General features: G+C 71.9%; 20 protein-coding genes and 3 pseudogenes. 7 read left to right on the top strand and 16 right to left on the bottom strand.

All coding sequences use genetic code 11. The features are described from left to right. Position 1: 1 nt before the first annotated feature. The 7 genes and pseudogenes from VGZ32_RS21950 to VGZ32_RS21920 all read right to left on the bottom strand — a co-directional run bounded on the left by VGZ32_RS21950 (position 2) and on the right by VGZ32_RS21920 (position 6,838). A complete protein-coding gene (locus tag VGZ32_RS21950; RefSeq protein ID WP_326888051.1) occupies positions 2–655 on the bottom strand; it encodes a response regulator transcription factor in 654 nt (217 codons plus the stop codon). A 109-nt stretch (positions 656–764) separates the two neighbouring features. After that, a pseudogene (locus VGZ32_RS21940) lies at positions 765–1,588 on the bottom strand (uracil-DNA glycosylase). Between the two features lie 11 nt (positions 1,589–1,599). Next, complete coding sequence (locus VGZ32_RS21935; RefSeq protein ID WP_326888027.1) at positions 1,600–2,007, bottom strand: response regulator transcription factor; 408 nt, start codon at positions 2,005–2,007, stop codon at positions 1,600–1,602. Then, a pseudogene (locus VGZ32_RS29125) lies at positions 2,007–2,621 on the bottom strand (sensor histidine kinase); the annotation flags it as partial. The gene VGZ32_RS21935 and the pseudogene VGZ32_RS29125, both read right to left, overlap by 1 nt. Before the next feature lie 42 nt (positions 2,622–2,663). After that, positions 2,664–3,500, bottom strand: a pseudogene (locus VGZ32_RS29120) (PAS domain-containing protein); the annotation flags it as partial. Positions 3,501–3,586: 86 nt separating this feature from the next. Beyond that, positions 3,587–5,377: a hypothetical protein gene (locus tag VGZ32_RS21925; protein ID WP_326888025.1), complete on the bottom strand. Its 1,791-nt coding sequence runs from the start codon at positions 5,375–5,377 to the stop codon at positions 3,587–3,589. A 243-nt stretch (positions 5,378–5,620) separates the two neighbouring features. Next, positions 5,621–6,838, bottom strand: coding sequence for an NAD(P)/FAD-dependent oxidoreductase (locus VGZ32_RS21920; RefSeq protein ID WP_326888024.1), 1,218 nt, complete (start codon positions 6,836–6,838; stop codon positions 5,621–5,623). A gap of 250 nt (positions 6,839–7,088) precedes the next feature. Here VGZ32_RS21920 and VGZ32_RS21915 point away from each other — a divergent pair, with 250 nt between their 5' ends. Both VGZ32_RS21915 and VGZ32_RS21910 read left to right on the top strand, forming a co-directional pair. Beyond that, complete coding sequence (locus tag VGZ32_RS21915) at positions 7,089–8,309, top strand: cytochrome P450 (RefSeq protein WP_326888022.1); 1,221 nt, start codon at positions 7,089–7,091, stop codon at positions 8,307–8,309. 189 nt (positions 8,310–8,498) lie between these two features. Next, complete coding sequence (locus tag VGZ32_RS21910; protein WP_326888021.1) at positions 8,499–9,539, top strand: ketoacyl-ACP synthase III family protein; 1,041 nt, start codon at positions 8,499–8,501, stop codon at positions 9,537–9,539. Between the two features lie 77 nt (positions 9,540–9,616). On the opposite strand, the gene VGZ32_RS21905 is transcribed toward VGZ32_RS21910, so the two are convergent. Then, the gene (locus tag VGZ32_RS21905) at positions 9,617–11,098 is read right to left on the bottom strand and encodes an alpha/beta fold hydrolase (RefSeq protein WP_326888020.1); all 1,482 of its coding nucleotides are present in this window, start codon (positions 11,096–11,098) and stop codon (positions 9,617–9,619) included. A 278-nt stretch (positions 11,099–11,376) separates the two neighbouring features. Here VGZ32_RS21905 and VGZ32_RS21900 point away from each other — a divergent pair, with 278 nt between their 5' ends. The 4 genes from VGZ32_RS21900 to cimA all read left to right on the top strand — a co-directional run bounded on the left by VGZ32_RS21900 (position 11,377) and on the right by cimA (position 15,806). Continuing rightward, positions 11,377–12,486, top strand: coding sequence for an acyl-CoA dehydrogenase family protein (locus tag VGZ32_RS21900; protein ID WP_326888019.1), 1,110 nt, complete (start codon positions 11,377–11,379; stop codon positions 12,484–12,486). Between the two features lie 91 nt (positions 12,487–12,577). Beyond that, positions 12,578–12,901, top strand: coding sequence for a 2Fe-2S iron-sulfur cluster-binding protein (locus VGZ32_RS21895; RefSeq protein ID WP_326888018.1), 324 nt, complete (start codon positions 12,578–12,580; stop codon positions 12,899–12,901). A gap of 59 nt (positions 12,902–12,960) precedes the next feature. Then, on the top strand, positions 12,961–14,148 hold the full coding sequence (locus tag VGZ32_RS21890) for a CaiB/BaiF CoA-transferase family protein (protein ID WP_326888017.1): 1,188 nt from the start codon (positions 12,961–12,963) through the stop codon (positions 14,146–14,148). 14 nt (positions 14,149–14,162) lie between these two features. Then, positions 14,163–15,806 carry a citramalate synthase gene (cimA, locus tag VGZ32_RS21885; RefSeq protein WP_326888016.1) on the top strand — a complete coding sequence of 548 codons (1,644 nt, stop codon included), beginning with the start codon at positions 14,163–14,165 and terminating at the stop codon, positions 15,804–15,806. 346 nt (positions 15,807–16,152) lie between these two features. On the opposite strand, the gene VGZ32_RS21880 is transcribed toward cimA, so the two are convergent. Genes VGZ32_RS21880 through VGZ32_RS21870 form a run of 3 tightly spaced genes read right to left on the bottom strand, consistent with a single transcriptional unit; the run spans position 16,153 to position 19,026 of the window. Next, on the bottom strand, positions 16,153–17,100 hold the full coding sequence (locus VGZ32_RS21880) for an aromatase/cyclase (RefSeq protein WP_326888015.1): 948 nt from the start codon (positions 17,098–17,100) through the stop codon (positions 16,153–16,155). A gap of 53 nt (positions 17,101–17,153) precedes the next feature. After that, positions 17,154–17,939 (bottom strand): SDR family NAD(P)-dependent oxidoreductase, encoded by a 786-nt coding sequence (locus VGZ32_RS21875; RefSeq protein WP_326888014.1) that lies wholly within the window; start codon positions 17,937–17,939, stop codon positions 17,154–17,156. 13 nt (positions 17,940–17,952) lie between these two features. Beyond that, positions 17,953–19,026, bottom strand: a complete 1,074-nt coding sequence (locus VGZ32_RS21870; protein WP_326888013.1) for an acyltransferase domain-containing protein — start codon at positions 19,024–19,026, stop codon at positions 17,953–17,955. Here VGZ32_RS21870 and VGZ32_RS21865 point away from each other — a divergent pair. Beyond that, complete coding sequence (locus VGZ32_RS21865) at positions 19,025–19,690, top strand: nuclear transport factor 2 family protein (protein ID WP_326888012.1); 666 nt, start codon at positions 19,025–19,027, stop codon at positions 19,688–19,690. The two genes, VGZ32_RS21870 and VGZ32_RS21865, sit on opposite strands and share 2 nt — an antisense overlap. A gap of 167 nt (positions 19,691–19,857) precedes the next feature. Here VGZ32_RS21865 and VGZ32_RS21860 read toward each other — a convergent pair whose 3' ends face one another. From VGZ32_RS21860 to VGZ32_RS21840, 5 genes are all read right to left on the bottom strand, one after another. Further along, positions 19,858–20,133, bottom strand: coding sequence for an acyl carrier protein (locus VGZ32_RS21860; protein ID WP_326888011.1), 276 nt, complete (start codon positions 20,131–20,133; stop codon positions 19,858–19,860). A gap of 28 nt (positions 20,134–20,161) precedes the next feature. Further along, positions 20,162–21,385, bottom strand: a complete 1,224-nt coding sequence (locus VGZ32_RS21855) for a ketosynthase chain-length factor (protein ID WP_326888010.1) — start codon at positions 21,383–21,385, stop codon at positions 20,162–20,164. Next, complete coding sequence (locus VGZ32_RS21850; RefSeq protein WP_326888009.1) at positions 21,382–22,650, bottom strand: beta-ketoacyl-[acyl-carrier-protein] synthase family protein; 1,269 nt, start codon at positions 22,648–22,650, stop codon at positions 21,382–21,384. The genes VGZ32_RS21855 and VGZ32_RS21850 overlap by 4 nt, the downstream gene beginning before the upstream one ends. A gap of 323 nt (positions 22,651–22,973) precedes the next feature. Then, entirely contained in the window at positions 22,974–23,993 is a 1,020-nt protein-coding gene (locus VGZ32_RS21845) for an alpha/beta hydrolase (RefSeq protein ID WP_326888008.1), read from the bottom strand. Positions 23,994–24,009: 16 nt separating this feature from the next. Then, positions 24,010–25,025: acyl-CoA carboxylase subunit beta (locus VGZ32_RS21840; RefSeq protein WP_326888007.1), on the bottom strand; the 1,016-nt coding region annotated here is incomplete at its 5' end.

Here is a 25,025-nt window from a genome sequence, read left to right as displayed (position 1 = left end):
GTCAGACCCGGTACCCGGCGCGCGGCACGGTCTCGATGACGGGCGGCTCGCCGAGCTTGGTGCGCAGGCGGCTCACGGTCACCTTCACCGAGGTGCTGAACGGGTCGGCCGCCTCGTCCCAGACCCGCTCGAGCAGTTCCTCGGCGGAGACCACGCGGCCGCGCGCGGCCAGCAGCAATTCGAGCACGGCGAGCTCCTTCGGGCTCAGGTCGAGTCGGCGGCCGTCGCGCCAGGCGAGCCTCCGGGCGGTGTCGAGGGTCAGGCCGCCGGCCTCGAGCACCGGAGGCAGCGCCGGCTGGGCGCGTCGGCCCAGCGCCCGAAGGCGGGCGACCAGCTCGGTGAAGGCGAACGGCTTGCCGAGGTAGTCGTCCGCGCCGAGGCCGAGACCGTCGACCCGATCGTCGACCGACGCTGCCGCGGTCAGCATGAGGACCCTGACGCGACCGCCGGCTGCCACCAGTCGTCGGCAGACCTCGTCGCCCGGCACCCGCGGCAGATCCCGGTCCAGCACGACGACGTCGTAGTCGACGCCGGCGGCGCGTTCCAGCGCGGCGTCTCCGTCGTAGACCACGTCCACCGCCATCTGCGCGCGGCGCAGCCCGGTGCCGATCGCCTCGGCCAGCTCCTCGTCGTCCTCGACGACCAACACTCGCATGGGTACACCTCCTGCTGCCGCTCGTCCTGGAGAAAGACGCTCCCCGGCAAGCATGCGCGCGGGCGGGTTTCCGTGCGGTGACGGTGGTGCGGAGTGAGCGAGCGAACGCTCAGCCCGGCACGTCCAGACCGGCGATCTGGGCCGCGAGGCCGAGGACGTCTTCAAGCATGGCCGGGGTGAGGATGCCGGTGAAGACGTTGCGCTGGCTCGGGTGGTAGCTGCCGAGCAGGTGCAGCTCGCGTCCGGTGACCGGATCGGTGAGTGTGACCTGCACGCCGTGGCCGAACACCGGCCGTGGGCGCGGCACCGGCCATCCCGCGCGGCGGCGATGCACGGCAGCAGGCACTGCCAGGCGAACGAGCCCAACGCCACGATGGCGCGCAGTGTCGGGCGCAGCAGGTCCAGCTCGCGGCTCAGCCAGGGTCGGCAGGTGTCGCGCTCGCCGATGGTCGGCTGGTTGTCCGGCGGGGCGCAGTGCACGGGCATGGTGATGCGCACGCCGCGAAGTTCCAGGCCGTCGTTCCGGTGCGTCGCTGAGGGTTGGTTGGCCAGACCGACCGCATGCAGCGCGGCATAGAGCGTGTCGCCCGAGGCGTCGCCGGTGAACGCGCGGCCGGTGCGGTTGCCACCGTGTGCGGCCGGGGCGAGTCCCACGATCGCCAGCGGCGCGTCGGCCGGGCCGAAGCCGAGGACGGGCCTGGCCCAGTAATCCCATGTGCGGAACGACTTCCGCTTCTCGGCGGCGACCTGTTCGCGCCATGCGACCAGACGCGGGCACGCCCGGCAGTTGCTCAACGCCTCGTCAAGATCGTGCACGGTACGCGCGCGAAGGGCCGAATGCGCGGGATATGTGGAGTCGGCTGGTTGCGCGCCGCCGCTGCCGTCCTCGGCGTCGGCGTCGGCGTGTGCTCGTCGCGCGGTCTGACGCACCATTTCGTGATTCTCTACTGATCCGCGGGATCGTCCGGGCTCTCCGCGGACCCGACGCGGCGGACGGCCGAGACGATGTCGCGGATCGGAGCGCCCTTCACCACGTAGTCCAGCGCTCCCGCCTGCTCCATCTCGCGGATCGCGCCGTTGTCGTGATGGGCGGAGAACGCCAGGATCCGGGTGTCCGGGCTCTGGTCGCGGACCTCGCGGGCGGTCGCCGCGCCGCCGCCGGGCATCCGCACGTCGATGATCGCGACGTCCGGGTGCTGCCGGGCGGCGAGGGCCACGGCCTGGTCGGCGTCGGCCGCGAGCGCGACGACGGTCAGATCCGGCTGCGCGTTGATCACGTCCCGCAGCGCCTCGCGGATCCGGGCATCGTCGTCGCAGATCAGGACGGTGAGCGGCGGGGCGGCGGCGGTCATCACCAGTCCCCCGCGCGGATGGGGGATTCGCCGGAGGGCGCCGGGATCCAGAATTCGACGACCGTGCCGCCTTCGGCTCGTCGCGCCATGGTCCACCAACCGCCCACCGTCTCGGCCCGCTCGCGCATCTCGATCACGCCGAAATGATCCGGCCCCGGGCGCAGATCGCTCGGCTCCTCGATCCCCATCCCGTCGTCGATGACTTGCGTGAGCACGCCGCTGCCCTGAGGGCTTAGGCGGATGGTGACCGCTTTCGCCTGCGCGTGCTTGCGCACATTCGTCAGCGCCTCCTGGCAGATACGGAAGATGGTCACGGCGGACTCTGGCGGCGGCTCGGTCACCAGCTTGTTCTCCACGGTGGATTTCACGCCCCAGTCGGCCCCCGTCTCGGCCAGGTAGTCGCTGAGCGCCGCGGCCAGCGACTGGCGGTCGATGCCGGGCGGCCGCAGCCGGGTGACCAGGTTGCGCAACCGGTTGACCGCGTCGTTGACCCGGTCGCCGAGTTCCCCGAGCTGTCCGGCCTGCGGCTCGGAAAGCTGTTCGGCCAGCAACTGCAAGCGCATCCCGACGGCTGCCATCTCCTGGATGGAGTCGTCGTGCACGTCCCAGGCGATCCGGCGCCGCTCCGCCTCCTGCGCCCTGACCAGGTGCGCCAGGAGCCGCCGCCGGTCGCTCAGGTTCCGCTCGGCTTCGCGGCGCTCGGTCATGTCCCGGGTGACCTTGCCGAACCCGCGCAGCCGGCGCCGGTCGTCATACAACGCGGTGATCACGACGTTCGCCCAAAAGCGGGAACCGTCCTGGCGCAGCCGCCAGCCTTCGTCCTCCACCCGGCCCTCGCGCATCGCGGTTTCCAGGTTGTGCTCCGGCCGGCCCGCGGCCACGTCCTCGCGAGGGTAGAACACCGCGAAGTGCCGGCCGGTGATCTCCTGCGCCGAGTAGCCCTTGATCCGCTCCGCCCCCGCGTTCCAGCTGATCACGTGCCCGGTCGCGTCGAGCATGAAGATCGCGTAGTCGGTGACGTCCTGCACTAGGAGCCGGAAGCGCTCCTCGCTCTCGCGCAGCGCCTGCTCGGCCCGGCGGCGTTCGGTCATGTCCCGGGTGACCTTGCCGAACCCGCGCAGCTGTCGCCGCTCGTCATACAACGCGGTGATCACGACATTCGCCCAAAAGCGGGAACCGTCCCGGCGTACCCGCCAGCCTTCGTCCTCCACCCGGCCCTCGCGCACTGCGGTCTGCAGGTTGTGCTCCGGCCTGCCGACGGCGAGATCCTCGGGCAGATAGAAGGTGGAGAAGTGCTGGCCGATGATCTCCTCGGCGGAGTAGCCCTTGATCCGCTCCGCCGCCGCGTTCCACGTCATGACGTGCCCGTCGGGGTCGAGCATGAAGATCGCGTAGTCGCGGATATTCCGTTCGAGCAGACGGAGGATCTCGTCCGGCGGCTGACCCGAGGTATCGGACCCGGGGGAAGGGGAAGAGGGCGAGTTCGACGTCACTCCTCCAGCCTGCCACTTCGCTTCCGAAGCGGCAGCACCCCCTCCCGGCCGGGTCCGTGGCCGCGGGCCCCGCGTGCGCCGGGCGGTCAGGCCGCGAGAACGCTCCGGTAGAGGTCGTAACTGCGCCCTTCGTGGTAGCGCTCGAACACTTCGGCGACGATCCGCTGGTCGCCGTCCTTGGGTCCGGGCCGCACCGGAAGCCCGAGCAGCCGCCCGATCCGCACCAGCGCGGCGATCGCCCAGGCGGCGTCGGCCAGGAACGGATCGCCGCCGTCCTGCTGCTCACGCCACACGCCGAGGCACGCCGCCGCCGCGCACACGAAGGCGTAGCGGTCCGCCAGCGCGTAACTGTGCGGAGTCACCAGCGCGGTACGCCCTTGCACGGCCAGCTCGGCGCACGCCTTGCGCAGCTGGTCCAGCTCTCCGACGATCTCGTCCACCGCGTCGTGCAGCGCCGCCGCCTGCTCCCGGTCGCGCGCCCACGAGTCGTCGGCCGCGATGAACCGGGCGCAGCTGAGCAGTGCCGCGGCCAGCGGGTCGGACTCGCCGAGCGCCGCCAGGCGGCCGAAGTCCAGCGGCGGCAGGCCGCGGTCGGTGCGGAACAGCCCGGCCGGCGGCTCCTCGCCGTGGAACCAGGAGCGGTCCGCGAACAGCGGCAGCTGCGGGATGATCGTCGCCTGGCGTCCGGCGCTGCCCGAATGTCCGAGCCCGGGCACGGACATGTCGCGCAACTGCTTCTGGAACAGGCCGTAAGCACCCTGCTTCATGTACTGCCCGTCGCCGAGGATCACCGTCAGGTCGTCCGCGGTGTCCGCCAGCAGTTTGGGCACGATGTACGCCGCCGCGGCGGCGCAGGCGCTCATCCCGTCCGGGATGAGGTGCGCCGCCCGGCTCGCCGCGAGGGCGAGGCAGTCCCCGACGAGCAGGTCCAGGAACGCGCCGCAGAGCACGCCGATGTCGTGCGGCGAGAGCTGAGGAATTCGAGGGCTTTCACCAGTAGAGGCACGCGCGGGGCTGTGGTCGATCGCGCACCGGATCGCGATGCGCAGCGCGGTGTCCCCGCAAGCGATCAGCGCTGAGGCGACCGGTCCCCGGATGAGCAGCGATGCGCGCAGCGACAGCTCGATCGCCCCGCCCTCGGCACCGACGAGGCTGTCCGGCGACACCGGCGCGTCGAGCACCGCGAGGCCGCCGAACCAGCAACCGTGCATGCCGACGGTGGCGTAGCGCGGCAGGTCCTCGATCCGGTCTCCGAGGTCCTCACGCTCGATCAGCAGCATCGAGTGGCTGTGGGCGTGGTGCGCCTCGTCGATGCGGGCGAACACCACGAGGGCGGCGGCCCGGTCGGAGTTGGCGATGGCCGACTTCTCTCCGGTCAGTATTGGTCCGTCGGGGGCCTGCTCCAAGGTGAACTCTTCGCGCACGAAGTCGTGGGCGTGCGTCTCGCCGCGCCGGACGACGGCCACCCGCTCGCCCGCCGACAGCAGCTCGGCGGTGCGCCGCCGCTGAGCGGGCGTGCCCGCGATCCAGACCGGTGCGGCCGCGATGTGGCAGGCCAGCGCGTGGCCGAACCCGGTCGAGGGATCGCGGCGGAAGATCGGCCGCAGGATCCGGCCGAGCGCGTCGAGCCGGTCGAGCCGCCCCCCGTCGGCCACCGGGACCAGCTCCGCGCCGATGCCGCGCTCGGCCAGCAGCCGCTCCGCCTCGGCCAGCACCTCCCAGTGCTCGTCCGCGGCCAGCAGCGCCTCGCGGCCGAGCGGATTATCCGGATCGTCCACCGGGCCGAACCCCGCCTCGAGCGCGTCGACGCGCTCCCGCACCGCCCACTCCGTCTCGTCGGCTCCGGCGCCCCGCCTGATCTTCTCGTTCTGTTCCACCTGGGCCTCCGGGTTGTGCAGTGGGCATATACGGCACCGACCATGAACTCCACACCTGGAGAAACCCTCGGGTCCGGGCCGAGCCGACGCTGGGCGCCCTTCGAGCCGGGGTCGACCTGCCGCCGAGGGCCGCGGCCCACCGTGGGACGGCGTCGGCTAGCATGTCGCACACGCGACCGCGGCCGTGTGCGATCCGCTCCGCATGATCGGATGCTGAGCGGCTCGCACACGGCCGCGGGCGGTTCAGGCGGCCAGGCGCGTCTCCGGCTGCTGCGACTCGGCGGCCACCGGGCCGTTCTTCAGCTTTCGCCGGGCCCTGACGTGGTCCAGCGGCGTGTTCACCGACTCGGCCCCGATCAGCTCCTCGCCGCGGTAGCAGTACACGGAGAACTGGCCGTCGGCCGGGTCGCCGACGGTCTCGGTCCGGTCGTGGCCCGCGGTGATTCCGGCGATCTGCACCTTGTCCTGGTACTGATCCGTCCAGAACCAGGGCAGCTCGCCGTACGGCGTGCGGTCTGCTTCGGGGACGGCGAGGTTCGCGGCCGCGCGCTGCGCCTGATCGGTCGCGTTCTGCACCGATTCGAGCCGCACCAGCCCGGCGGTGTGCCGGGTCGGGAAGCTGACGCAGTCGCCGACCGCGTAGATCGCCGGGTCCGCAGTGCACAGATACCGGTCCACCACGATGCCGTTGGCGACCTCGAGCCCGGCCTGTTCGGCGAGCGCCGTCTCGGGCAGTACGCCGACGGCCGCGACGACCAGGTCGGCCGGAATCGACTCGCCGTCGCTCAGCCGGACCTTGTATCCGCCGGGTGTTCCGGCCTCGACGGCCTCGACTGTGCGGCGGGTAAGGATACGAACGCCGTTGCCGGTGTGCAGGGCGGTCAGGTACTCCGAGACGGCCGGGCTGACCGCGCGGGCGATCACCCGGTCGAAGGACTCGACGACGGTGACCTCGAGCCCTGCCGAAGCGGCCGCCGCGGCGACCTCCAGACCGGTGAAGCCGGCGCCGATGACGACGACCCTGCGGCTGTCCGAGAGCCGCGCGCGCAACGCCTCCGCGTCGGCGAGGGTGCGCAGGGCGAGGACGCCTGGGTGGTTCGCGCCCGGCACGGGCAGCGGTCGCGGCCGGCTGCCCAGCGCGAGAACGAGGCGCTGGTAGGGCAGACGCGCCCCGGATTCGAGCAGCACCGTCCGGTCCGAGCGGTAGATCCGCACCGCCGGGTCGCCGAGCCGCAGGTCGATCTCCTGCTCCGGGTAAAAGTCCGGCGCGCGCAGGGCGGTGTCCTCCAGCGTGCACTGCCCGGCCAGGAACTGCTTGGACAACGGCGGCCGCTCGTACGGCGCGGCCGGCTCGCCGCACACCAGGGTGACAGGGCCGCTGTAGCCCTGGTCCCGCAGGGAGGCGGCCGTCTGCAGGCCCGCCTGGCCGCCGCCGACGATGACGATCGGGGCCGCGGTCACCGCGCGCTCCCGGGCTCTCGGTCCGGCGCGGACGCACGCAGAACTCTGTTCAACGAGGCGGGGGAAGTCATGCCCGCACCGTGCGGCGCGCCGCTCGAAGGGCGCTGGAACGACGGCGAAGCGCGGTGGACGCAGAGCCCTGCGGAAGGCGGGGGCCTGGAACGGCGCGGCACTTCGAGCGGCGCTCCGTCCCCTTTCCACCACCCGTTCCGACGATGGCCCCCACCCCCAGTCCAGGAGGGATCCCAGGATGTCCATGAGTCCGGTCGCGGCCCCCCCGTCGCTTGACGAGGAGACCTTTCCGTTCGAACGCGTATGCCCCTTCGCTCCGCCGGCGCAGTACACCGCCTTCCGCGACGAACCGGTGAAGCTGATCACCCTGGCCACCGGGTTGCGGATCTGGGCGGTCACCGGCTACGAGAACATCCGGACGCTGCTGACCGACACCCGGGTGAGCGCCTCTCGCAAGCACGCGAACTTCCCGTTCTACTTCAACGCCCCGCCGGAGTTCCGCACCGAGACCTCGTTCATCGGCTACGACCAGCCGGAGCACTCGGCCACCCGGCGCAAGGCCGCGGTCACCTTCACCAACCGGCAGGTACAGCTGCTGCGCCCGCAGATCGAGAAGGTCGTCGACGACGTCATCGACTCGATGCTGGCCAACAAGCCCCCTGTGGACATGCACCACGCACTCTCGCTGCCGGTCCCGATGACGGTCATCTGCCTGCTGCTGGGCATCCCGTACAAGGACCACGCCTTCTTCCAGGAGAACGGCACCATTCTGCTGGGCGGCACCGCGACGATGGAGCAGCGGCAGGCGGCCCTGGTGGACGTGAACAACTACCTGGTGAACCTGGTCGAGCTCAAGCAGCGCGAGCCGGGCGAGGACCTGATCAGCCGCGCCGTCAAGGAATACCGCGAGACCGGCGAGGACTTCACCACCCGGGACCTGGTCAACCTGTGCCGGCTGCTGATGAACGGCGGCCACGAGACCACCGCGAGCATGCTCTCGCTCGGCACCGCCGCGCTGCTGGAGCACCCCGATGAGCTGGCCAAGCTCAAGGCCGACCCGACGCTGGTCGACGCCGCAGTCGACGAGCTGGTGCGGTACCTCACGATCGGCGACGCCGCGGTGCCGCGGGTGGCGATGGAGGACATCGAGCTGGCCGGCGCCACCATCAAGGCCGGCGACGGGATCCTGTGCCTCGGGCTGACCGGCAACCGCGACCCGGAGATCTACGAGAACCCGGACCAGCTGATCCTGGAGCGCGGCTCGCGCAAGCACCTCGGGTTCGGCCACGGCCTGCACCACTGCATCGGAGCGGACCTGGCCCGGGCGGAGATGCAGATCGTGTGGAGCAAGCTGTTCGTCCGCATCCCCACGCTGCGCCTGGCCAGGCCGTTCGACGAGATCCGCAGCAAGGAGCGGGCCATCATCTACGGCCTCTGGGAACTGCCGATCACCTGGTGACTGTGCCCGGGCCGCGACGTGGCGGCCAGGGACGCGCGAGAGGCCGGCGAGCGACCACGCCGGCCTCTCGCGCTTTGGGCGCCACTGCCGCCACACCGCCTTCCGCCGCTGTTGCAGCGCGGTTCGAGCGCGCTCGGCGACGCTCGGGCAGTCCTCACGAATCGCCCCGGAGAACCCTGAGGAGCCGCGATGAGAGTCGAGGGAATCTACGTGCGGGGCACCGGCCTGCGACTGCCCGCCACGCTGCGGGTCGAGGACGCGGTGGCGTCCGGCGAGTGCGATCCGCGCCTGGTGGCCCGCACCGAGGTGGAGAGCGTCGCGGTCTCCCCGGACGAGTCGGCGGCCGAGATGGCGGTGGCGGCCGCGCGCATGGCGCTGGAGCGGGCCGACTCGGGACCGACCGACGTCGACCTGATCCTGCACGCGGACACCTACCACCAGGGTCAGGATCTGTGGCCGGTCGCGTCGTACATCCAGCGCGAGACGCTGCGCAACCAGTGCTCCGCCCTGGAGATCCGGCAGATGTCGAACGGCGGGATGGCCGCGCTCGACCTCGCGTGCGCGTACCTGGCCGCGGGGCCGCGCTCGGACGCCCTGCTGACCACCGCCGACCGCTTCTGCCCGCCCGGCATCAACCGCTGGAGCACGGACCCCGGCACTCCGTACGCGGACGGCGCCACCGCCCTGGTCCTCTCCCGGCGCGGCGGCTTCGCCCGGCTGCTGTCGATCTCGGTGCTGGCCGACTCGGAGCTGGAGGAGATGCACCGCGGCGACGACGCGTTCGGCCCCGCCCCGTTCAGCGTGCGGATGCCGGTGGACTTCGGCGCGGCCAAGGACGTGTTCGTCAAGCGCTACGGCATCTCGTTCGCCATCAACCGCACGAACTCCGGGCAGCGCTCCGTGGTCAAGCAGGCGCTCGCCGACGCCGACCTGGACCTGAAGGACGCCGAGTGGGTCGTGCTGCCGCACTTCGGCTTCCGCCGGCTGGACGCGATCTACCTCCAGCAGTACGCGATCGATCCGGAGCGCACCGCGTGGAGCTGGAGCCGGACCGTCGGGCACCTCGGCGCGGGCGACCAGTTCGCCGGCCTCGGCCACTTGGTGGACTCGGGCCGCGCCGCCCCCGGAGACCGGTGCCTGCTGATCGGCGTCGGCGCGGGCTACACCTGGGGCGCGGCGGTGGTCGAGATCCTGAGCCGGCCCGCGTGGGCTGCGTCTCCGGAGCATTGATAAAGGACGCTGAGCTGAAAGGCTGTGGCCCCGTCCCGGAAGTTTCGGGACGGGGCCATAGCCGTGTTTGGACTGGGCTAAGCTGCGGCGGCCAAGTCGGCGTCGGCAGGGACGTCCGGCCGCGCGACGGTGGGGGCGACGAGGACATCCGCCTCGGGCAGCACACCGTCGACCAGGTAGCGGGTGCAGATCTCGTCGACCGCCGGGTTGTTCCCGAGCAGGTAGACCTCGTGGTCGCCCGAGTCGGTGACGGTGATCAGGCGGTGGCCGAGCCGTTCGGCCATGCCTACTCCGCCCTCGTAGTTGTCGAAGGGGTCTCCCTCGGCCTGGACCACGAGTCCGGTCGGGTAGCCCCCGCCGACCGCGCGCACCGCGGGCTCGAGGGGTTCGTACGAACGGAAGGCGCTCACCCAGGGCTGCGCGCGCAGCACGCCGTAGCCGTAGGGGTAGTGCTCGCGGAAGACACGCATGTCCGCGTAGTAGACCTCGAGGTCGCTCGGCGCGTACGTCTCAAGCGTGGTGGCCTCCAGCACGCCGTCGCGCAGGTCGCCCTCCAGATCGCCGGGCTTCCAGGTCGAGGTGGGCGCGAGCAGCTGCTTGGCCTGCGCCACGTCGTCCGCGTCGAGGGCCACGTGCACCGCGCCCACCAGCTCGGCGAGTTCCGCCCAGCGGGAGCGGTCGACGGCCTGGTTGCCGACGGCGCCGTCGAACAGGGTCCGGGTGGGAACGGTGGCCGGATCGGCGCCGAGCACGGCCGCGACCGCCTCGACCGTCGCCAGCACCTGCTCGGCACTGGTACCGAGCGCGAAGGTGCGGTGGCGGTCTCCAGCCCACCGCGCCCATGCCTCGACGTTGTTCCGGATCGCCTCGGACTGCTTCAGGAACAGCTCGCGCCAGGTCCAGTCCGGGTGAACACAGGAGTCCAGGACACTGCGGTCGAGCCGCTCGGGGAACAGCGTGCCGTAGGCCGCGCCGACGACCGTGCCGTAGGCGTAGCCGACGAAATTGATCTTCTCTTCGCCGAGCACTACGCGGATCAGGTCCATGTCACGGCAGGTGTTGCGGGTGTTGATGTGCGGGCGCAGATCCCCGCCGCCGCGCTGGCATCCCTCTTCGCGCGCCCGAAGGTCCTCGGCGATGCTCGCGAACAGCGAGTCCGGCGGGCGCGAGTCGAACGGCGTCTTGGGCACCGTGGCGTAGGCGAGCAGCCTGGTCGAGGCGCCGCTGCCGCGCGGGTCGAAGCCGATCAGGTCGTAGACCTCGCCGAGGGTGCTGCCCTCGCGGAGTCTGACCGGGAAGTCGCGGCCCTGGCCCTCCACGCCCCCGGGGCCGCCATTGACAGCCAGCAGCACACCGCGGCGGCGCGCCGGATCGGCCGCCTTGATCCGGGTGACCGCCAGGTCCAGGGTGCGCCAGCCGGGGTTCGAATAGTCCGCCGGGACGTGGATCGTCGCGTGCTCGAGCCCGGGCACCTCGGGGTCCGCGGTCCACTGCGGGCTTTGCGTCAGGAAGTCGCTCAGCAGCTCCGCCGCCGGCGCGTCGTCGGTTCGGACGCTCACCTCAAGTCTCCTTCAGTCCCGCCGGGAACGCGCCCCGGCTGTCCGGTCGCGGTGCGGGTCTAGGGGGTGTCACCGAGTGCAGCATCGGCCGCTGGCGGCGGCCTCGACACGCGCTCGAGCACGGCGCCCGCACCGGCCGTCTCCGAGCCCTGATGAAGTGTGCTTCGAGCCGGCCGCGTCATGCTGCGCGAGGTGAACCTGTAGGACGGCGTCACCGGTTTCGAGCATGTCCGGGGGCGGCCGCGACACCCGCCCTCCACCCTCCGGAGGGAGTCCGCATGACCGTCGAGACACGACCCGCCGCGCCCTTGGCGGCATCCGTCGAGCGGGCTGTCGCGGTTGCCGAGCGGTACGCGGCGGAGGCGGATGCGACGCGCACCCTGGCGCCTGAGGTACTCGACGCGCTGCGGGAGGCGGGCTTCTCGCGGCATTTCGTCGGGGCGCGCTGGGGCGGGCGGGAAGGCAGCTTCATCGAGCTGACTCGTGCGGTGATGGCGCTTGGCGCGGTCTGTCCGGCCACCGCGTGGACCGCATCGCTGTGTGCTTATTCGTCCAGGTACGCCGCGCACCTGCCAGAGGAGGGCCACCGGGAACTGTGGTCCGGAAAGCCGGATGCCTTCGTCGTCACCGGGCTGGTCGCGGCCGGCCGGGCTCACGCGGTCGACGGCGGCTGGCGGCTGAGCGGGCGCTGGAACTACGTGAGCGGCATCGAGTTCGCCGACTGGGCGCTGGTGTGCGCGACCGCGACCAAGGGCGACCACAACGAGCCGCGGTTCTTCGCCCTCCCCCGCGGCACCTTCCAGATCCTGCACACCTGGGACAACGCAGGCATGCGTGCGACCGGGAGCCACAGCGCGCTGGTCGAGGACGTGTTCGTGCCCGACCATCTGACATATCCGCGGTCGGACATGATGCACGGCACCAACGCCGCGTCGACCGCGCACTGCCACACCGTTCCGTTCCAGGCGATCGGCGGGCTCACCTTCGCCGCGCCGGCGGTCGGGGCGGCCACCGGCGCTCTTCATGCGTGCGCGGCGGTGCTCGGCCACAAGCGCCGCACGGTCTCGTCGGACATCGAGCTGGTGCGGGCCTCCGGCGCCGTAGACGTCTCGCGGCATCTGGTGGAGCAGAATGCCGAGGTGCTCGACACCCGCGCGTTCACCCCCGCCATGATGGCGCGCAACGAGCGCAACGCCACGTACGCCGCGGAGCAGCTGTCCGACGCGATCAGCAGCCTGGTACGGGCCACCGGGACGAGCGGACTGAGCGAATCCGCGCCGGTGCACCGTTTCTGGCGCGACGTGATCGGCATCACGAGCCACGTCGCGCTGCGCTATGAGACGGCGGTCGTGCGCACCTATCCCCCGGTGCTGTTCGGCGAGCACTGACACACGCTCCCCGGGTGCTCGAGGCGCATTCCAGCCCGCTCTGCGACATTCATGATCAGACATGAGTCGGCCGGACCTCTGGAGGCCTCGAATGGCGAGGGTCACGTACGTGCAGCCGGACGGAGACGTGCGCAACATCGATGTGCCCAACGGCAACACAGTGATGCGCGGCGCGGTCGTCAACAACGTCAAGGGCATCGTCGGACGGTGCGGCGGGGGCGCGATGTGCGGCACCTGCCACGTGTACGTCGACGAGAGCTGCCCGGTGCCGCTGCCGGACATCCACCCGGTCGAGGACGAGCTGCTGTACGACACCGCCAGCCCTCGGCAGGCGAACAGCCGGCTGTCCTGCCAGCTGCCGGTGAGCGACGCGATCGACGGCTTGGTCGTCCGGCTGCCGCCGACGCAGCTTTAGAAGGGTCCGCGGGCCCGTCGGGGCGGGCGGGCGAGAGCGACGCGGAAAGGGATGCCGACGTGAGTCCACTGCGCGGAATACGCGTGCTGGAGGTGGCCGCGATCGGCCCGGTCCCGTTCGCCGGCATGGTGCTCGCCGATCTCGGCGCGGACGTGGTCCGGGTCGACCGGGTGGACGGCGCCCGATCGTTCCCGGCCTGGCACCGGATCCTGGACCGCGGCCGCCGCTCGATCGCGATCGACCTCAAGGATCCGGCGGGGGTGGACCTGCTGCTGCGCTTGGCCGAGCGCAGCGACGTCCTGCTCGAGGGGTTCCGCCCCGGTGTCGCCGAGCGGCTCGGCTTCGGACCGCAGGACTGCTGGGCGCGCAACTCAGGGCTCGTCTACGGCCGGATGACCGGCTGGGGGCAGCAGGGGCCGCTGGCCCAGGCCCCCGGACACGACATCAACTATCTGGCTCTGTCGGGGGCGCTGCATCCGATCGGCCGGGCCGGCGAGCCGCCCACCGTGCCGCTCAACCTGCTCGGCGATTTCGGCGGCGGAGCGCTGCCGCTCGTCGTCGGGGTTCTCGCGGCGCTGGTGGAGCGGCACGCGCACGGCCGGGGGCGGATGGTCGACGCGGCCATCGTGGACGGCTCCGCGTCGTTGCTGGCGATGCTGCTGGCGATGACCGCGGCCGGGCAGTGGCCGGGGCCGCGCGGCACGAACCTGCTCGACGGGGGCGCCCCCTTCTACGACGTCTACACCTGCGCGGACGGCGGCCACATCGCCGTGGGGGCGTTGGAGCTGCGGTTCTACCTGGCGTTCGTGCGCGGCCTCGGCCTCGATCCGGAGCGGCTGCCCGACCGCGACGACCCGACCGCCTGGCCCGAACTGCGCCGGCGTTTCGCCGAGATAGTCGCACAGCGCGGGCGCGACGAGTGGGCGGCGGTGTTCGAAGGGACAGAAGCCTGCGTCACTCCGGTGCTCGACCTCGACGAAGCCGCCGTGCACCCGCACAACCGCGCCCGCGGGCTTTTCCCGACCGTGGACGGCCTGCGGCAGCCGGCTCCCGCCCCACGCTTCCAGGATGCGCCACCCGACCCGCCCGCCCCGGTCCGCGCGCCGGGGCTCGACACCCGCGAGCTGCTGTCAGAGCTCGGCATCGACCCCGGGTACCAGGCGGAGCTGTTCGCCCGCGGGGTGGTGGCGAACGGCGAACGGCCGGCGCGGCGGGCGGACACCGCGACCACCGGCCCCGGCCGGTGAAGGGAGGAAAGGGCATGGCCGACTTACCGGAATTCCAGGTCTACGACACCACGCTGCGGGACGGCGCCCAGCAGGAGGGCATCGTCAGCACGGTGGAGGAGAAGCTGGAGATCGCCCGGCACCTGGACGACTTCGGGGTCGACTTCATCGAGGGCGGCTGGCCGGGGGCGGTGCCCAAGGACACCGAGTTCTTCCGCCGGGCCGCCACGGAGCTGCGACTGCGCAACGCCCAGCTCGCCGCGTTCGGCGCCACTCGGCGGCCCGGCGGCCGCGCCGACAGCGACCCCCAGGTGGCCGCGCTGCTGGAGGCCGAGACGCCGGTGGTGACGCTGGTGGCCAAGAGCCACGACCGGCACGTGCAGCTGGCGCTGCGCACCACGCTCGCGGAGAATCTCGAGATGGTCCGCGACACGGTGCGCCACCTGGTCGCCGAGGGCCGCCGCGTCTTCCTCGACGCGGAGCACTACTTCGACGGGTACCGGGCCAACCCGGACTACGCGCTCGCCGTCGCCGCGGCGGCCGTCGAGTGCGGCGCCGAGAAGGTCGTGCTCTGCGACACCAACGGCGGGACGCTGCCGCAGCCGCTGGCCGAGATCGTCGCCGAGACCGTGGCGCGCGGCATCCCGGTCGGCATCCACTGCCACGACGATGCCGGATGCGCGGTGGCGAACACACTGCTCGCGGTCGAGGCGGGAGCCCGGCACGCGCAGGGCACGGCCAACGGCTACGGCGAGCGGTGCGGGAACGCGAATCTGTTCAGCGTGGTGGCGAATCTCGTGCTCAAGCAGGGGGAGCCGCTGCGGGCGGCGGCACAGCTGCCTGACATGGCGCAGACCGCCCGGGCGATCGGCGACCTGGTCGCGATCCCGGTGCCGCCCGCCGCCCCGTACACCGGCGGTTCCGCGTTCACGCACAAGGCCGGGCTGCACACCTCGGCGCTGCGCATCGACGCGAGCCTGTACCAGCACATCGAGCCGGAGCGGGTCGGCAACTCGATGCGGGCACTGGTCTCGGACCTCGGCGGCCGTTCCTCCATCGCGCTCAAAGCGCGCGAGATGGGCGTCGAGGTGGCGGCTAGCGACCGCCGCGTCGGACTCGCCGTGGAGCGGGTCAAGCGGCTCGCCGAGGCCGGGTACTCGTTCGAGTCCGCCGACGCGTCCTTCGCCCTGGTGCTGCGCGAGGAGCTGGACGAGAGCCCGGTCCCGCACGCCTTCGAGGTCGAATCGTGGCGCACGGTCAGCTTTGGCGGGCCGCGCGACACGTCCGACAGCAGCAGGGTGCAGGTGCGGCTCACCCGTGCCGGGCGCAGCACCGTGGCCAACGGCATCGCCGACCACCCGGTCAAGGCGCTGCACCGGGCCGTGCTCGCCGCACTGATCCCGGTGTTCCCGGCGGTCCAACGCCTCGAGCTGAAGAGCCATGAGATCAGGGTGCTGGCGAGCACGGGCGTCAACGGCCCCGCGGGCGTGCGTGTCCTGCTGCGCTTCTACGACGGCGAGCAGCAGTGGGGCACCGTGGGAGTGCACCGGGACATGACCGCGGCTGCGCTGCTCGCCCTGCGCGACGCCGCGGACTACCTGCTCGCGGACGCCCTCGACGGGGATGTCGACCCAGAGCTGTCGAAGGCTGCGGTCGGCATTGCTTCCGCCTCCGCCTGACACGCAAGCCGTGTGCTGCTGGCAGGTGGGTGACCGGTCGTCGTCTCGAACGTGTCAGCCGCCGACCGCGTGGCCTGGTGCACGGCCTCACCGTGTACGGCTAACAGATGACCGGTCGTCTCAAGCCCGTCAAACCGACCGCGGGGCTTGGTGCGTGGCGTGCGCTGACGCGCCAGCCCATCGCGTGCGGGCTAACAGATGACCGGTCGTCTTATCGCGTCAAACCGATCGCAGCCAAGCGCCTGGGCTCGCCGAGAGCCGGATCGGGCCGGTCCGCCCGAGTGGCGGGCCGGCCCGATCTGTTGAGCGCACGTGGTTCCTGTTAAGCGCACGTGATAAGCATCGGTCAACCGGCCGAGCCGCCACCGCTCTCGACGAACTCCTTCGCCTGGCGCAAGGTCGTGCGGCTGTTGGTGCCAAGCGCGTGCCGCACCTTTTCCTTGGCCTCGGCGATCGTCGCGTCGGGGCCGAGCGCGGCGCGCACACCCTCGGGGTCGAGGGTGACGGTGTGCCAGGACCTTGCGACGACCTTCCCGTCCGCGGCTTCCAGCTCCCACCGGCCGGTGTGGCTGCGCATGACCGGCGGCACCTTCAGCTGCTTGTAGAGGATCACGCCGCGGTCGGGGAAGCACAGGCGCGCCGAGACGGTCGTGTGCACGCTCCCGTCCACGCTGCGCGTGTCCATCTCCATGTGCTGGACGCCGGCGACGCGTTCGGCCAGCTCCAGCCGGCTCACGTGCGGGAGCCGCTGCGGCCAGAGGTCGGCGCGGTTCAGGAAGTCGAAGACCTGCTCGCGCGGGCCCTCGATGATCTCCTCGTCGTTGAAGGTGACCCGCAGCTCCACGGGCCCGGGAACCGACTCGGCCGCCGTCTTGAGCGCCGCGAGCTCGGCGGTGCTGTTGCGGTCGACCGCCTGGCCGATCCACGCGACGGCTTCCTCGTCGTCCCCGATCGCCTCGTAGTCGTGCAGCAGGGTGACCGCGCAGCCGCCCTCGCCGTCCGGCTCGACGATCCACTCGCCGCCCATCGAGGCGACCGGCGCGCTGGAGACCACCTGGTTGAAGGAGATGCGGTGCTTGGCGCGGTCGAGGGTGCGTCGCGACGTCCAGTCGCGCACCTCGCCGTTGGCCGTGGCCCAGATGTGCAGAAGCTGCTCGGGCCCGTCGTTGAGCAGATCGACGTGGACCGTCGGCCCGAACACGTGCGGCCATCCCGCGACGTCGGCGATGAGCTCGAACACGGTGTCGGCCGGAGCCTTGACGGCGATCTCGTGCGTGGTGTGGTGGGTGACCACGGTGTATCCCTTCCGCCGGCCCCGGGCGGCCGCACCGCCCGGGGTCTGGCCCGTCAGTAGTTGCCGAGACCGCCGCACACGTTGAGCGCCTGGGCGGTGATGGACGCCGCCGTGTCGGTGGCGAGGTAGCCGACCAGGCCCGCGACCTCCTGCGGGGTCGAGTACCGGCCGAGCGGGATCTTGGCCTGGAACTTGGTCAGGACCTCGTCCTCGCTCGTGCCCCAGTGCCCGGCGTAGCCCTGGCGCACCTTCACCGCCAACGGGGTCTCCACGTAGCCGGGGCAGACCGCGTTCACGGTGATGCCGGCGGGGGCCAGTTCCAAGCCGAGCGCCTTGGTGAAGCCGACGACCCCGTGCTTGGCGGCCGAGTACGGAGCGCCGAACACGACGCCCTGCTTGCCCCCGGTGGACGCGATGCTGATGATGCGGCCGGCGCCGCGCTCGAGCATGCCGCCCTTGCCGAGCGCCTCGCGGGTGACCCGGAAGACGCTGTTCAGGTTCGTCTCGATCACGTCGTTCCACAGCTCGTCCGTGATCTGCGCGGTGATCCCGCCGCCGTTGCGCCCGGCGTTGTTCACCAGGATGTACAGCGGGCCGAAGGCCTCCACCGCGGCGGCCACCACCGCGGCGATGTCGTCGCCATTGGTGATGTCGGCGCGGGCGCCGGCCACGGTGGCTCCGCCGGACCGCAGCTTGTCGACCACCGCGTCCACGTCCGCCGCGGTCCGGGAACACACGAACACCGGATGGCCGCGGTCTGCCAGCAGCTCGGCCACTGCCAGCCCGATCCCGCTGGTGCCCCCGGTGATCAGCGCCGGGCGGCTCGTCTCTTGCGTCATCGCCTCATCCCTCTTAGTTCGTACGGGCGCCGGCCGCGACCGCCGCGGCCGGCTGTTGCGTGAGCCGCTCGGTGACGGCGGCGTCGACCGGATAGCCCTCGGCGACGAGCCCGGCGACCGCGCGCAGCAGGTGCTTGCAGTCGGCCTCCGGGGGCCCGGGCTTGTGGCCGAGCAGCGCCAGCACCGCGCTGTGGCCGGCGATCACCCGCGGATGGCGCCGGGCCAGCGCGGCCAGGCCCTGCCCGGGACCGGTCTCGATCAGCAGGTAGTCACCGTGTCCGAGCAGGGCGTCGAGACCGGGGCCGAACAGCACCGGGGCGGCGGGGATCATCGCCCAGAAGCGCGGATCCCGGGCGCGGGCGGCGTCGACGAGACCCGGTACGTGCGAGGAGAACAGCTCGAGGCGCGGGGCGGACAGCGGCACCCGGGCCAGCGCCGGGATGGTCGCCTCGCAGGACTCGACGACGGACGGGCTGTGGAAGCCGCGGCGCGCCTTCGCGGACATGCAGGTGATTCCCGCATCGCGCAGCGCGCGGCCCACCGCGTCCAGATCGGGGTCGGGGCCGGCCAGCAGCAGCTGCCCGGGCCCGTTGACCGCGCCGACCACGACCTCGTCGGTCAGGAACGGGGCCACCTGGTCCTCGGTGGCGACGACCGCGAGCATGCCGCCCGGCCGGGCGGTCTGGAACGCGGCGACCCGCTCCAGCAGCAGGCCGGCGGCGTCCGTGAGGCTCAGCACTCCCGCGTGGACGGCGGCCACGTATTCGCCGGCGCTGTGGCCGAGCAGCGCCCGGATCGCGACGCCCCAGGCCTGGAGCATCCGGCCCATGGCGTATTCGATGCCGAACAGCAGCGGGTGGGCGCGGGTCGCCTCGTCCAGCGGGACGCGCGGGTCCTCGGACAGCCAGTCCGCCCGCACCCGCGCGCCTTCCGCGCCGAGCGCCGCGAACCACTCGTCGAGCGCGTCAGTGAACGTAGGTTCCCGGTCGTAGAGCCCTAGCGCCATGCCACGGTGTTGCGCGCCCTGGCCTGGCAAAAGCAGCGCGACCGGCCTCGGCCGCGGCGCACCCGGTGGGGGATTTCCCATGTCGCTCGCCTCCCTGGTCGCGTCAGGGTGGCCGACCGCGCTCGAGCAGCGGTCGATTCGGAACGCGCTCGTCGGGGCCGGTTTTCCGGGCGGCGCGGCGCGCGAGGAGCCCTCGACGCGCCGTCGAGCCGAGGTCGTGAACCTGGGAGCCGACGGGGCGGCCGCTTGCCGCCCGCAGGTTGACCGCGGCCGCCGCGACGGCCCGGAGGGAGTACGGATGTCAGTCGTCACCGAGGTGGCCGACCGGCCGGTCACCGGCGATCTCTACCAGGAGATCCAGCACTTCTACGCCCGGCAGATGCAGCTGCTCGACAGCGGCGAGACCGAGGCGTGGGCGCTCACGTTCACCGTGGACGGGGTGTTCGACGCGAACGGCCACCCGGAGCCGGTGGTGGGCCGCGACAAGATCACCGCGGGCGCCCTGCTGGCGCGCAAGGCGCTGGACCGGTCCGACGTGCGGCACCGCCACTGGCTGGGCATGCTCACGGTCGGCGAGCGGGCCGACGGCAGCCTGCTGGCCCGCTGCTACGCGCTGGTCGTCGAGATCCCGCTCGGCGGCGAGGCGAAGCTGCGCTTCAGCACCATCTGCGAGGACGTGCTGGTTCAGGTCGACGGCGAGTGGCAGGTGCGCGAGCGTCAGGTGACGCGCGACGACCTGCGCTGAGCGCCGGTGGCAGAACACGACTGAAGGTCCGGATCCCGGTGAGGGTCCGGACCTTCGGTTTGTGCGCGGTGCGCGGACGGAGCGTGGTGAGCCCACCGGCCGCGAGGCAGCACGGCCGTTGCTCCGGGAACCTCTCCCGGAGCAACGGCCGTCAGAGGACTGTGCTGCTAAAGGACCGTGGCCAGCGGGGCGGCCTGGATGAGCTCCAGCAACTCGCGCAGCGTCTCGGCCTCGGAGACGGCGTCGTCCGGCAGCACGAGGTTGTACTCCCGCTGGATCCGGCCGGTGACCTGGAGCAGCGCGAGCGAGTCGTAGCCGAGCTCGATGAACGGCGTGTCCAGGATGTCGCCGTCGAGGTCGACGCCTTCCTCCACGCCTGCGCTCTCGCGCAGCATCTGGACCAGCAGCTCGCGGTCGATCGGCCCGGTGGACGTCTGGGACATGGCGGTTATTCTCCTGTTCGTCGAATGCTCAGCCGCGCACGCACACGGCGGCGTTGAATCCCCCGTAGCCGCGCGCCAGTACCAGCGCGACCAGCGGAGCGATCTGCCTGGGCCGGCCGACGACCAGGTCGATCGGCAGGCCGGGGGCAGGTTCCGGAACGTTGACGGTCGGCGGGATGACCCCGTCCCGGATGGACAGCAGCGCGGTCGCCACGTCCAGCGCGGCGCCGCCCGCCATCAGCCGGCCGGTCATCGTCTTGGGCGCGGTGACCGGGACGCCGCGGGGGCCGAACAGGGTGACCAGCGCCGCCGCCTCGATCCGGTCCAGTTCCGGGACCCCGGCGGCGTCGGCGAAGACCACGTCCACGTCCGACGGGGTCAGGCCGGCGTCGGCGATCGCGCCCCGGGCCGCGCGCAGCAGCCCGGACTCGCCGTGCGCCGGCGCGACGCCGGGCCGCGGGTCGAGCGTCGCGGCGTATCCCGCGAGCTCGCCGTACACCCGGGCCGCCCCGCGCTGCCGGGCCGCCTCTTCGTCCTCGATGATGAGGATCGCCCCGCCCTCGCCCGGCACGTAGCCGGACGCGGTCGCGGCGAACGGCTGGTAGGCCGTGTTCGGGTCCTTCGACGTGCTCAGCAGGCCGGTCGCCAACTGCCCGGCCCAGCCCCACGGGCACAGCGCGCCGTCGACTCCGCCGGAGACGACCAGCGTGGTGCCCTTGCGCAGCTGGCGGCGGGCGTGGCCGAGCGAGTCCAGGCCGCCGGCCTGCTCGGTGACGATCACGCCGCTCGGGCCGCGCATGCCGTAGCGGATCGACACCTGGCCGGTGTTCACCGCGTAGAACCAGGCGAACGACTGGTAGGCGCTGACGTGCTCCTTGCCCTGGCTCCAGAGCAGGCCGAGCTCGTTCTGGCCGAACTCCACGCCGCCTCCGGAGGCGGCGGTGACCACGCCCATGTTGTATTCGGGCAGGGCCTCCGGGTCGACCGCGGCGTCGGTCAGCGCTTCGTGCGCCGCGGCCAGGGCGAGCCGGGTGTGCCGGTCGGTCTGGGGCATCAGCCGGCTGGGGACGTGGTCCTCGTCGACGAAGCCCGGCACCTGCCCGGCCAGCTGCGCCGGGTAGCTGCTCGCGTCGAACCGCGTCATGGCGCCGATTCCGCCGCGCCCGGCCAGCGCGGCCGCCCAGTACTCCTCGACTCCGATGCCGTTGGGCGCCGTGACACCGATTCCGGTGATGACAGCCGCTGCGCTCACTTCTCCACCGCCTCGGGCCGGGCGACCACCATCGCGCTCTGGAATCCGCCGAATCCGCTGCCCACGCTCAGCACCACGTCGGTGCGCTGCTCGCGGGCGACCAGCGGGACGTAGTCGAGGTCGAGGGCCGGGTCCGGCTCGTGCAGGTTCGCCGTCGGCGGCACCACGCCGGTCTCGATCGTCAGCGCGCAGGCGGCGATCTCCAGGGCGCCGATCGCGCCGAGCGAGTGGCCGATCATCGACTTGATCGAGCTGACCGGGACGTTGTACGCGTGCTGACCCAGGCTGGCCTTGAACGCGCCGGTCTCGTGCCGGTCGTTCATCTTGGTGCCGGAGCCGTGCGCGTTGATGTAGCCGACCGCGGTCGGGTCGAGCCGGGACTCGTCCAGGGCGGCGCGGATGGCCTCGGCCATCTCCCGGCCGTCCGGCTTGAGCCCGGTCATGTGGTAGCCGTTGCACCGCGAGGCGAACCCGCTGATCTCGGCGTAGACGCGGGCGCCGCGCTGGCGGGCGGACTCCAGCTCCTCCAGGATCAGGATCGCCGCGCCCTCGCCGAGCACCAGGCCGTTGCGGGTGCGGTCGAACGGGCGGCAGGCGTGCTCCGGGTCGTCGTTGCGCGGGGTGGTGGCGTGGATGGCGTCGAAGCAGGCGGCTGTGATCGGGGCGATCGGCGCCTCGGTGCCGCCGGAGACGACCATGTCGACGCTGCCCTCGCGGATCAGGTCGACCGCGTAGCCGAGGGCGTCGAGCCCTGAGGTGCAGCCGGTCGACACGATCGCGGCCGGTCCCTGCGCCCCGGCGGCCCAGGCCACCTCGGCGGCCACCGAGCTGGGCACGAAGTGCCGGTACAGCTCGGGGACCACGTATTCGTGGTCGATCTCCCACTTCGAGCCGGAGTCGCTGACCACCACGTACTCGCGCTCGAGGCTGGTGGTGCAGCCGACGGCGGTGGCGATAGCGGTCCCGGTGCGGGCCGGGTCGATCGCGTCGGGGTCCAGGCCGCTGTCGGTGAGCGCCTCGCGGGTGGCCACGACCGCGAACTGGGCGCTGCGGTCCATCCGGCGCGCCTCCTGGGCGCTGAGCCCGGACTGCCGGGGGTCGAAGTCGACCTCGGCCGCGACGCGCGAGCGGAACGGCGAGGCGTCGAAGTGCGTGATGGTGCGGGTGGCGGTGCGCCCCGAAGTCAAGAGCTCCCAGTACGCCTTCGTACCGACTCCGCCCGGCGCCACGACGCCGATGCCAGTGATGGCGACACGGCGGGTCATCGCGTCCCTCCTCGGAATGTGCGCACGGCTGCCACCTGCGTCCGGCCGCGCCGTGCGGGCGGGGTTTCGCGCGCTTTCTTGTCGGTGATCACTACTCGCTGCGTCCCTTCTGCGGACCGGGTCCGGGATTTCGCGCCGGGGCGGAGCGGATCGTGTCCTTTCCGCCCCGGCGCCTGGGCAGGCCCCGGGATACCGGGGACACCGCGGATCGGCCCGGATGGTTCGGCTGCGGCCAGTGCCTTGCCTTTCGCGCATCGTCGGGGTGGTTCCTCGACGGGCACTTGAACGGTCGTGGAGGTGCCTGATCAGGGGTCTTACTGCCGCTACGCCGCGTGCAGGACCGGCGGCGCGGCAGGCCGCCGCACCGGCGGGCGCACACTGGTCTTGCGGTTGCGCAGCAGCTGCCGCCACTGCTCGGGGGAGAAGCCGGCCGGCTCGGTCCCGTCGATGAATTCGAGGACGAGTTCGAGGAAGCGGCGCGGGTCGGTGTGGAATGGGAAGTGCCCGGTGTGCGGGAAGATCTCCAGCCGGCTGCCGGGCATGGCCACGTGCGCCAGGCCGGCGTGCCGGGCCGGCAGGATCGGGTCCTGATCGCCCCAGACCAGCATCGTCGGCATGCCCTGGGCGAGGTAGGTGCGGTCCATCAGGGTGCCCATCTGGCCGCGCCAGTCCACCGCGCAGCGCAGGGTCGTGACGAAGGCGCGGCGGCCACGGGGATCGGGCAGCGCTTCGTCGAGGACGCGCATCAGCTCCGGGGCGTCGGCGCCTATCCGGGTGCCCATCTTCTGCAGCATCTTGACCGCCATTCCCACCTGGCCGCGCAGGCCGGGCAGGGTGAGCGCGGCCATCAGCAGCTCCGTGCCGGGAAGCGAGGCGAATCGCAGCAGCGGGGTGACATGACGTCCGACGCCGCCGGTGGCGACCAGCACCAGGCGTTCGGTGCGCTCGGGGTATTGATAGGCGAACTGCATGGCCACCGCGCCGCCGAGGGAGTGGCCGATGACGGTGGCCCGGTCGACGCCCAGCACCGACAGCAGATCTCGTACGCCGTTGGCGTAGCCGCCGACGGAGTAGTCGTGCCGGGGCTTGTCCGAAGAACCGTGGCCGAGCAGGTCCGGGGCGATCACCCGGTGATGCCGGGCCAGGCCGGGAAGGATCGACGCCCAGGTCTTGGAGGAGTCCCCGATCCCATGGATCAGCACCACCGCCGAGCCGTTGCCGGCCATCCGGAACGCGTGTTTGTGGCCGTGGATGGACCGGTACCGCAGCCTCCCCGAGGCCACCGAACCGGTCGGCACCGCCCGCAGCCGGGCGGCGCCATGGGACTTCCGGGTGTCAGTCATCGAAGCACATCCATCCTCAGGCCGGCTGGTTGCCGTGCTTGCGCGCGGGCAGGTCCGCACGCTTGTTGCGAAGCATCGCGAGTGAGCGGATGAGCACCGAGCGGGTGTCGGCGGGGTCGATGACGTCGTCGACCAGGCCGCGCTCGGCGGCGTAGTAGGGGTGCATCAGTTCGCTGCGGTATTCCTCGATCTTGCGCGCGCGATGCGCGTCGGGATCGTCGGCGGCGGCGATCTCCCTGCGGAAGATCACGTTCGCCGCGCCCTCGGCACCCATGACCGCGATCTCGTTACTCGGCCAGGCGAACGAGAGGTCGGCGCCGATGGAGCGGGAGTCCATGACGATGTAGGCGCCGCCGTAGGCCTTGCGCACGACCACGGAGATGCGCGGCACGGTGGCGTTGCAGTACGCGTACAGCAGCTTCGCCCCGTGCCGGATGATCCCCTCGTGCTCCTGATCGACCCCCGGCAGGAAGCCGGGCACGTCCACCAGCGTCACGATCGGGATGTTGAACGCGTCGCAGGTCTGGACGAACCGCGCGCCCTTGTCGGAGGAGTCGATGTCCAGGACGCCCGCCAGCACCGAGGGCTGGTTGGCGAGGATGCCGACCGCGTGCCCGTCGAGGTGCGCGAAGGCGCACAGGATGTTCGTCGCCCAGTGCTCCTGGACCTCGATGTACTCGCCTTCGTCGACGACGCTCTCGATCAGCGTCCGCATGTCGTAGGCCTGACGCGGATCGGTCGGGATCAGGTCCAGAAGTTCCTCGCAGCGCCGGTCGGCCGTGTCGTCCGTGGGCCGCGGCGGCGGTAGCTGCCGGTTGTTCGAGGGCAAGAGGCCCAGCAGGTGGCGCACGTCGGCCAGGCACGCGGCCTCGTCGTCGTAGGCGAAGGCCGCGACGCCGGAGACGCGCGCGTGGGTGTCGGCGCCGCCGAGTTCGTCCATCGAGATCTTCTCGCCGGTCACCGCCTGCACCACGTCGGGGCCGGTGATGAACATCTGCGAGGTGCCGCGCACCATGAACACGAAGTCGGTCA

Source organism: Actinocrinis sp., assembly GCF_035938995.1.
Lineage (GTDB): Bacteria > Actinomycetota > Actinomycetes > Streptomycetales > Catenulisporaceae > DASZGI01.
Note: the sequence above shows the minus strand (reverse complement) of the source record. Positions and strands in the feature narration are given on the sequence as shown.

Excerpts from the sequence above, each read along its gene's own strand:
- VGZ32_RS21865 (WP_326888012.1), top strand. The coding sequence starts at position 19,025 with ATGTCGCTCGCCTCCCTGGTCGCGTCAGGGTGGCCGACCGCGCTCGAG.
- VGZ32_RS21935 (WP_326888027.1), bottom strand. The coding sequence starts at position 2,007 with ATGACCGCCGCCGCCCCGCCGCTCACCGTCCTGATCTGCGACGACGAT.
- VGZ32_RS21910 (WP_326888021.1), top strand. The coding sequence starts at position 8,499 with ATGAGAGTCGAGGGAATCTACGTGCGGGGCACCGGCCTGCGACTGCCC.
- VGZ32_RS21850 (WP_326888009.1), bottom strand. The coding sequence starts at position 22,650 with ATGACCCGCCGTGTCGCCATCACTGGCATCGGCGTCGTGGCGCCGGGC.
- VGZ32_RS21875 (WP_326888014.1), bottom strand. The coding sequence starts at position 17,939 with ATGACGCAAGAGACGAGCCGCCCGGCGCTGATCACCGGGGGCACCAGC.
- VGZ32_RS21895 (WP_326888018.1), top strand. The coding sequence starts at position 12,578 with ATGGCGAGGGTCACGTACGTGCAGCCGGACGGAGACGTGCGCAACATC.
- VGZ32_RS21900 (WP_326888019.1), top strand. The coding sequence starts at position 11,377 with ATGACCGTCGAGACACGACCCGCCGCGCCCTTGGCGGCATCCGTCGAG.
- VGZ32_RS21845 (WP_326888008.1), bottom strand. The coding sequence starts at position 23,993 with ATGACTGACACCCGGAAGTCCCATGGCGCCGCCCGGCTGCGGGCGGTG.
- VGZ32_RS21915 (WP_326888022.1), top strand. The coding sequence starts at position 7,089 with ATGTCCATGAGTCCGGTCGCGGCCCCCCCGTCGCTTGACGAGGAGACC.
- VGZ32_RS21950 (WP_326888051.1), bottom strand. The coding sequence starts at position 655 with ATGCGAGTGTTGGTCGTCGAGGACGACGAGGAGCTGGCCGAGGCGATC.
- cimA (WP_326888016.1), top strand. The coding sequence starts at position 14,163 with ATGGCCGACTTACCGGAATTCCAGGTCTACGACACCACGCTGCGGGAC.
- VGZ32_RS21860 (WP_326888011.1), bottom strand. The coding sequence starts at position 20,133 with ATGTCCCAGACGTCCACCGGGCCGATCGACCGCGAGCTGCTGGTCCAG.
- VGZ32_RS21870 (WP_326888013.1), bottom strand. The coding sequence starts at position 19,026 with ATGGGAAATCCCCCACCGGGTGCGCCGCGGCCGAGGCCGGTCGCGCTG.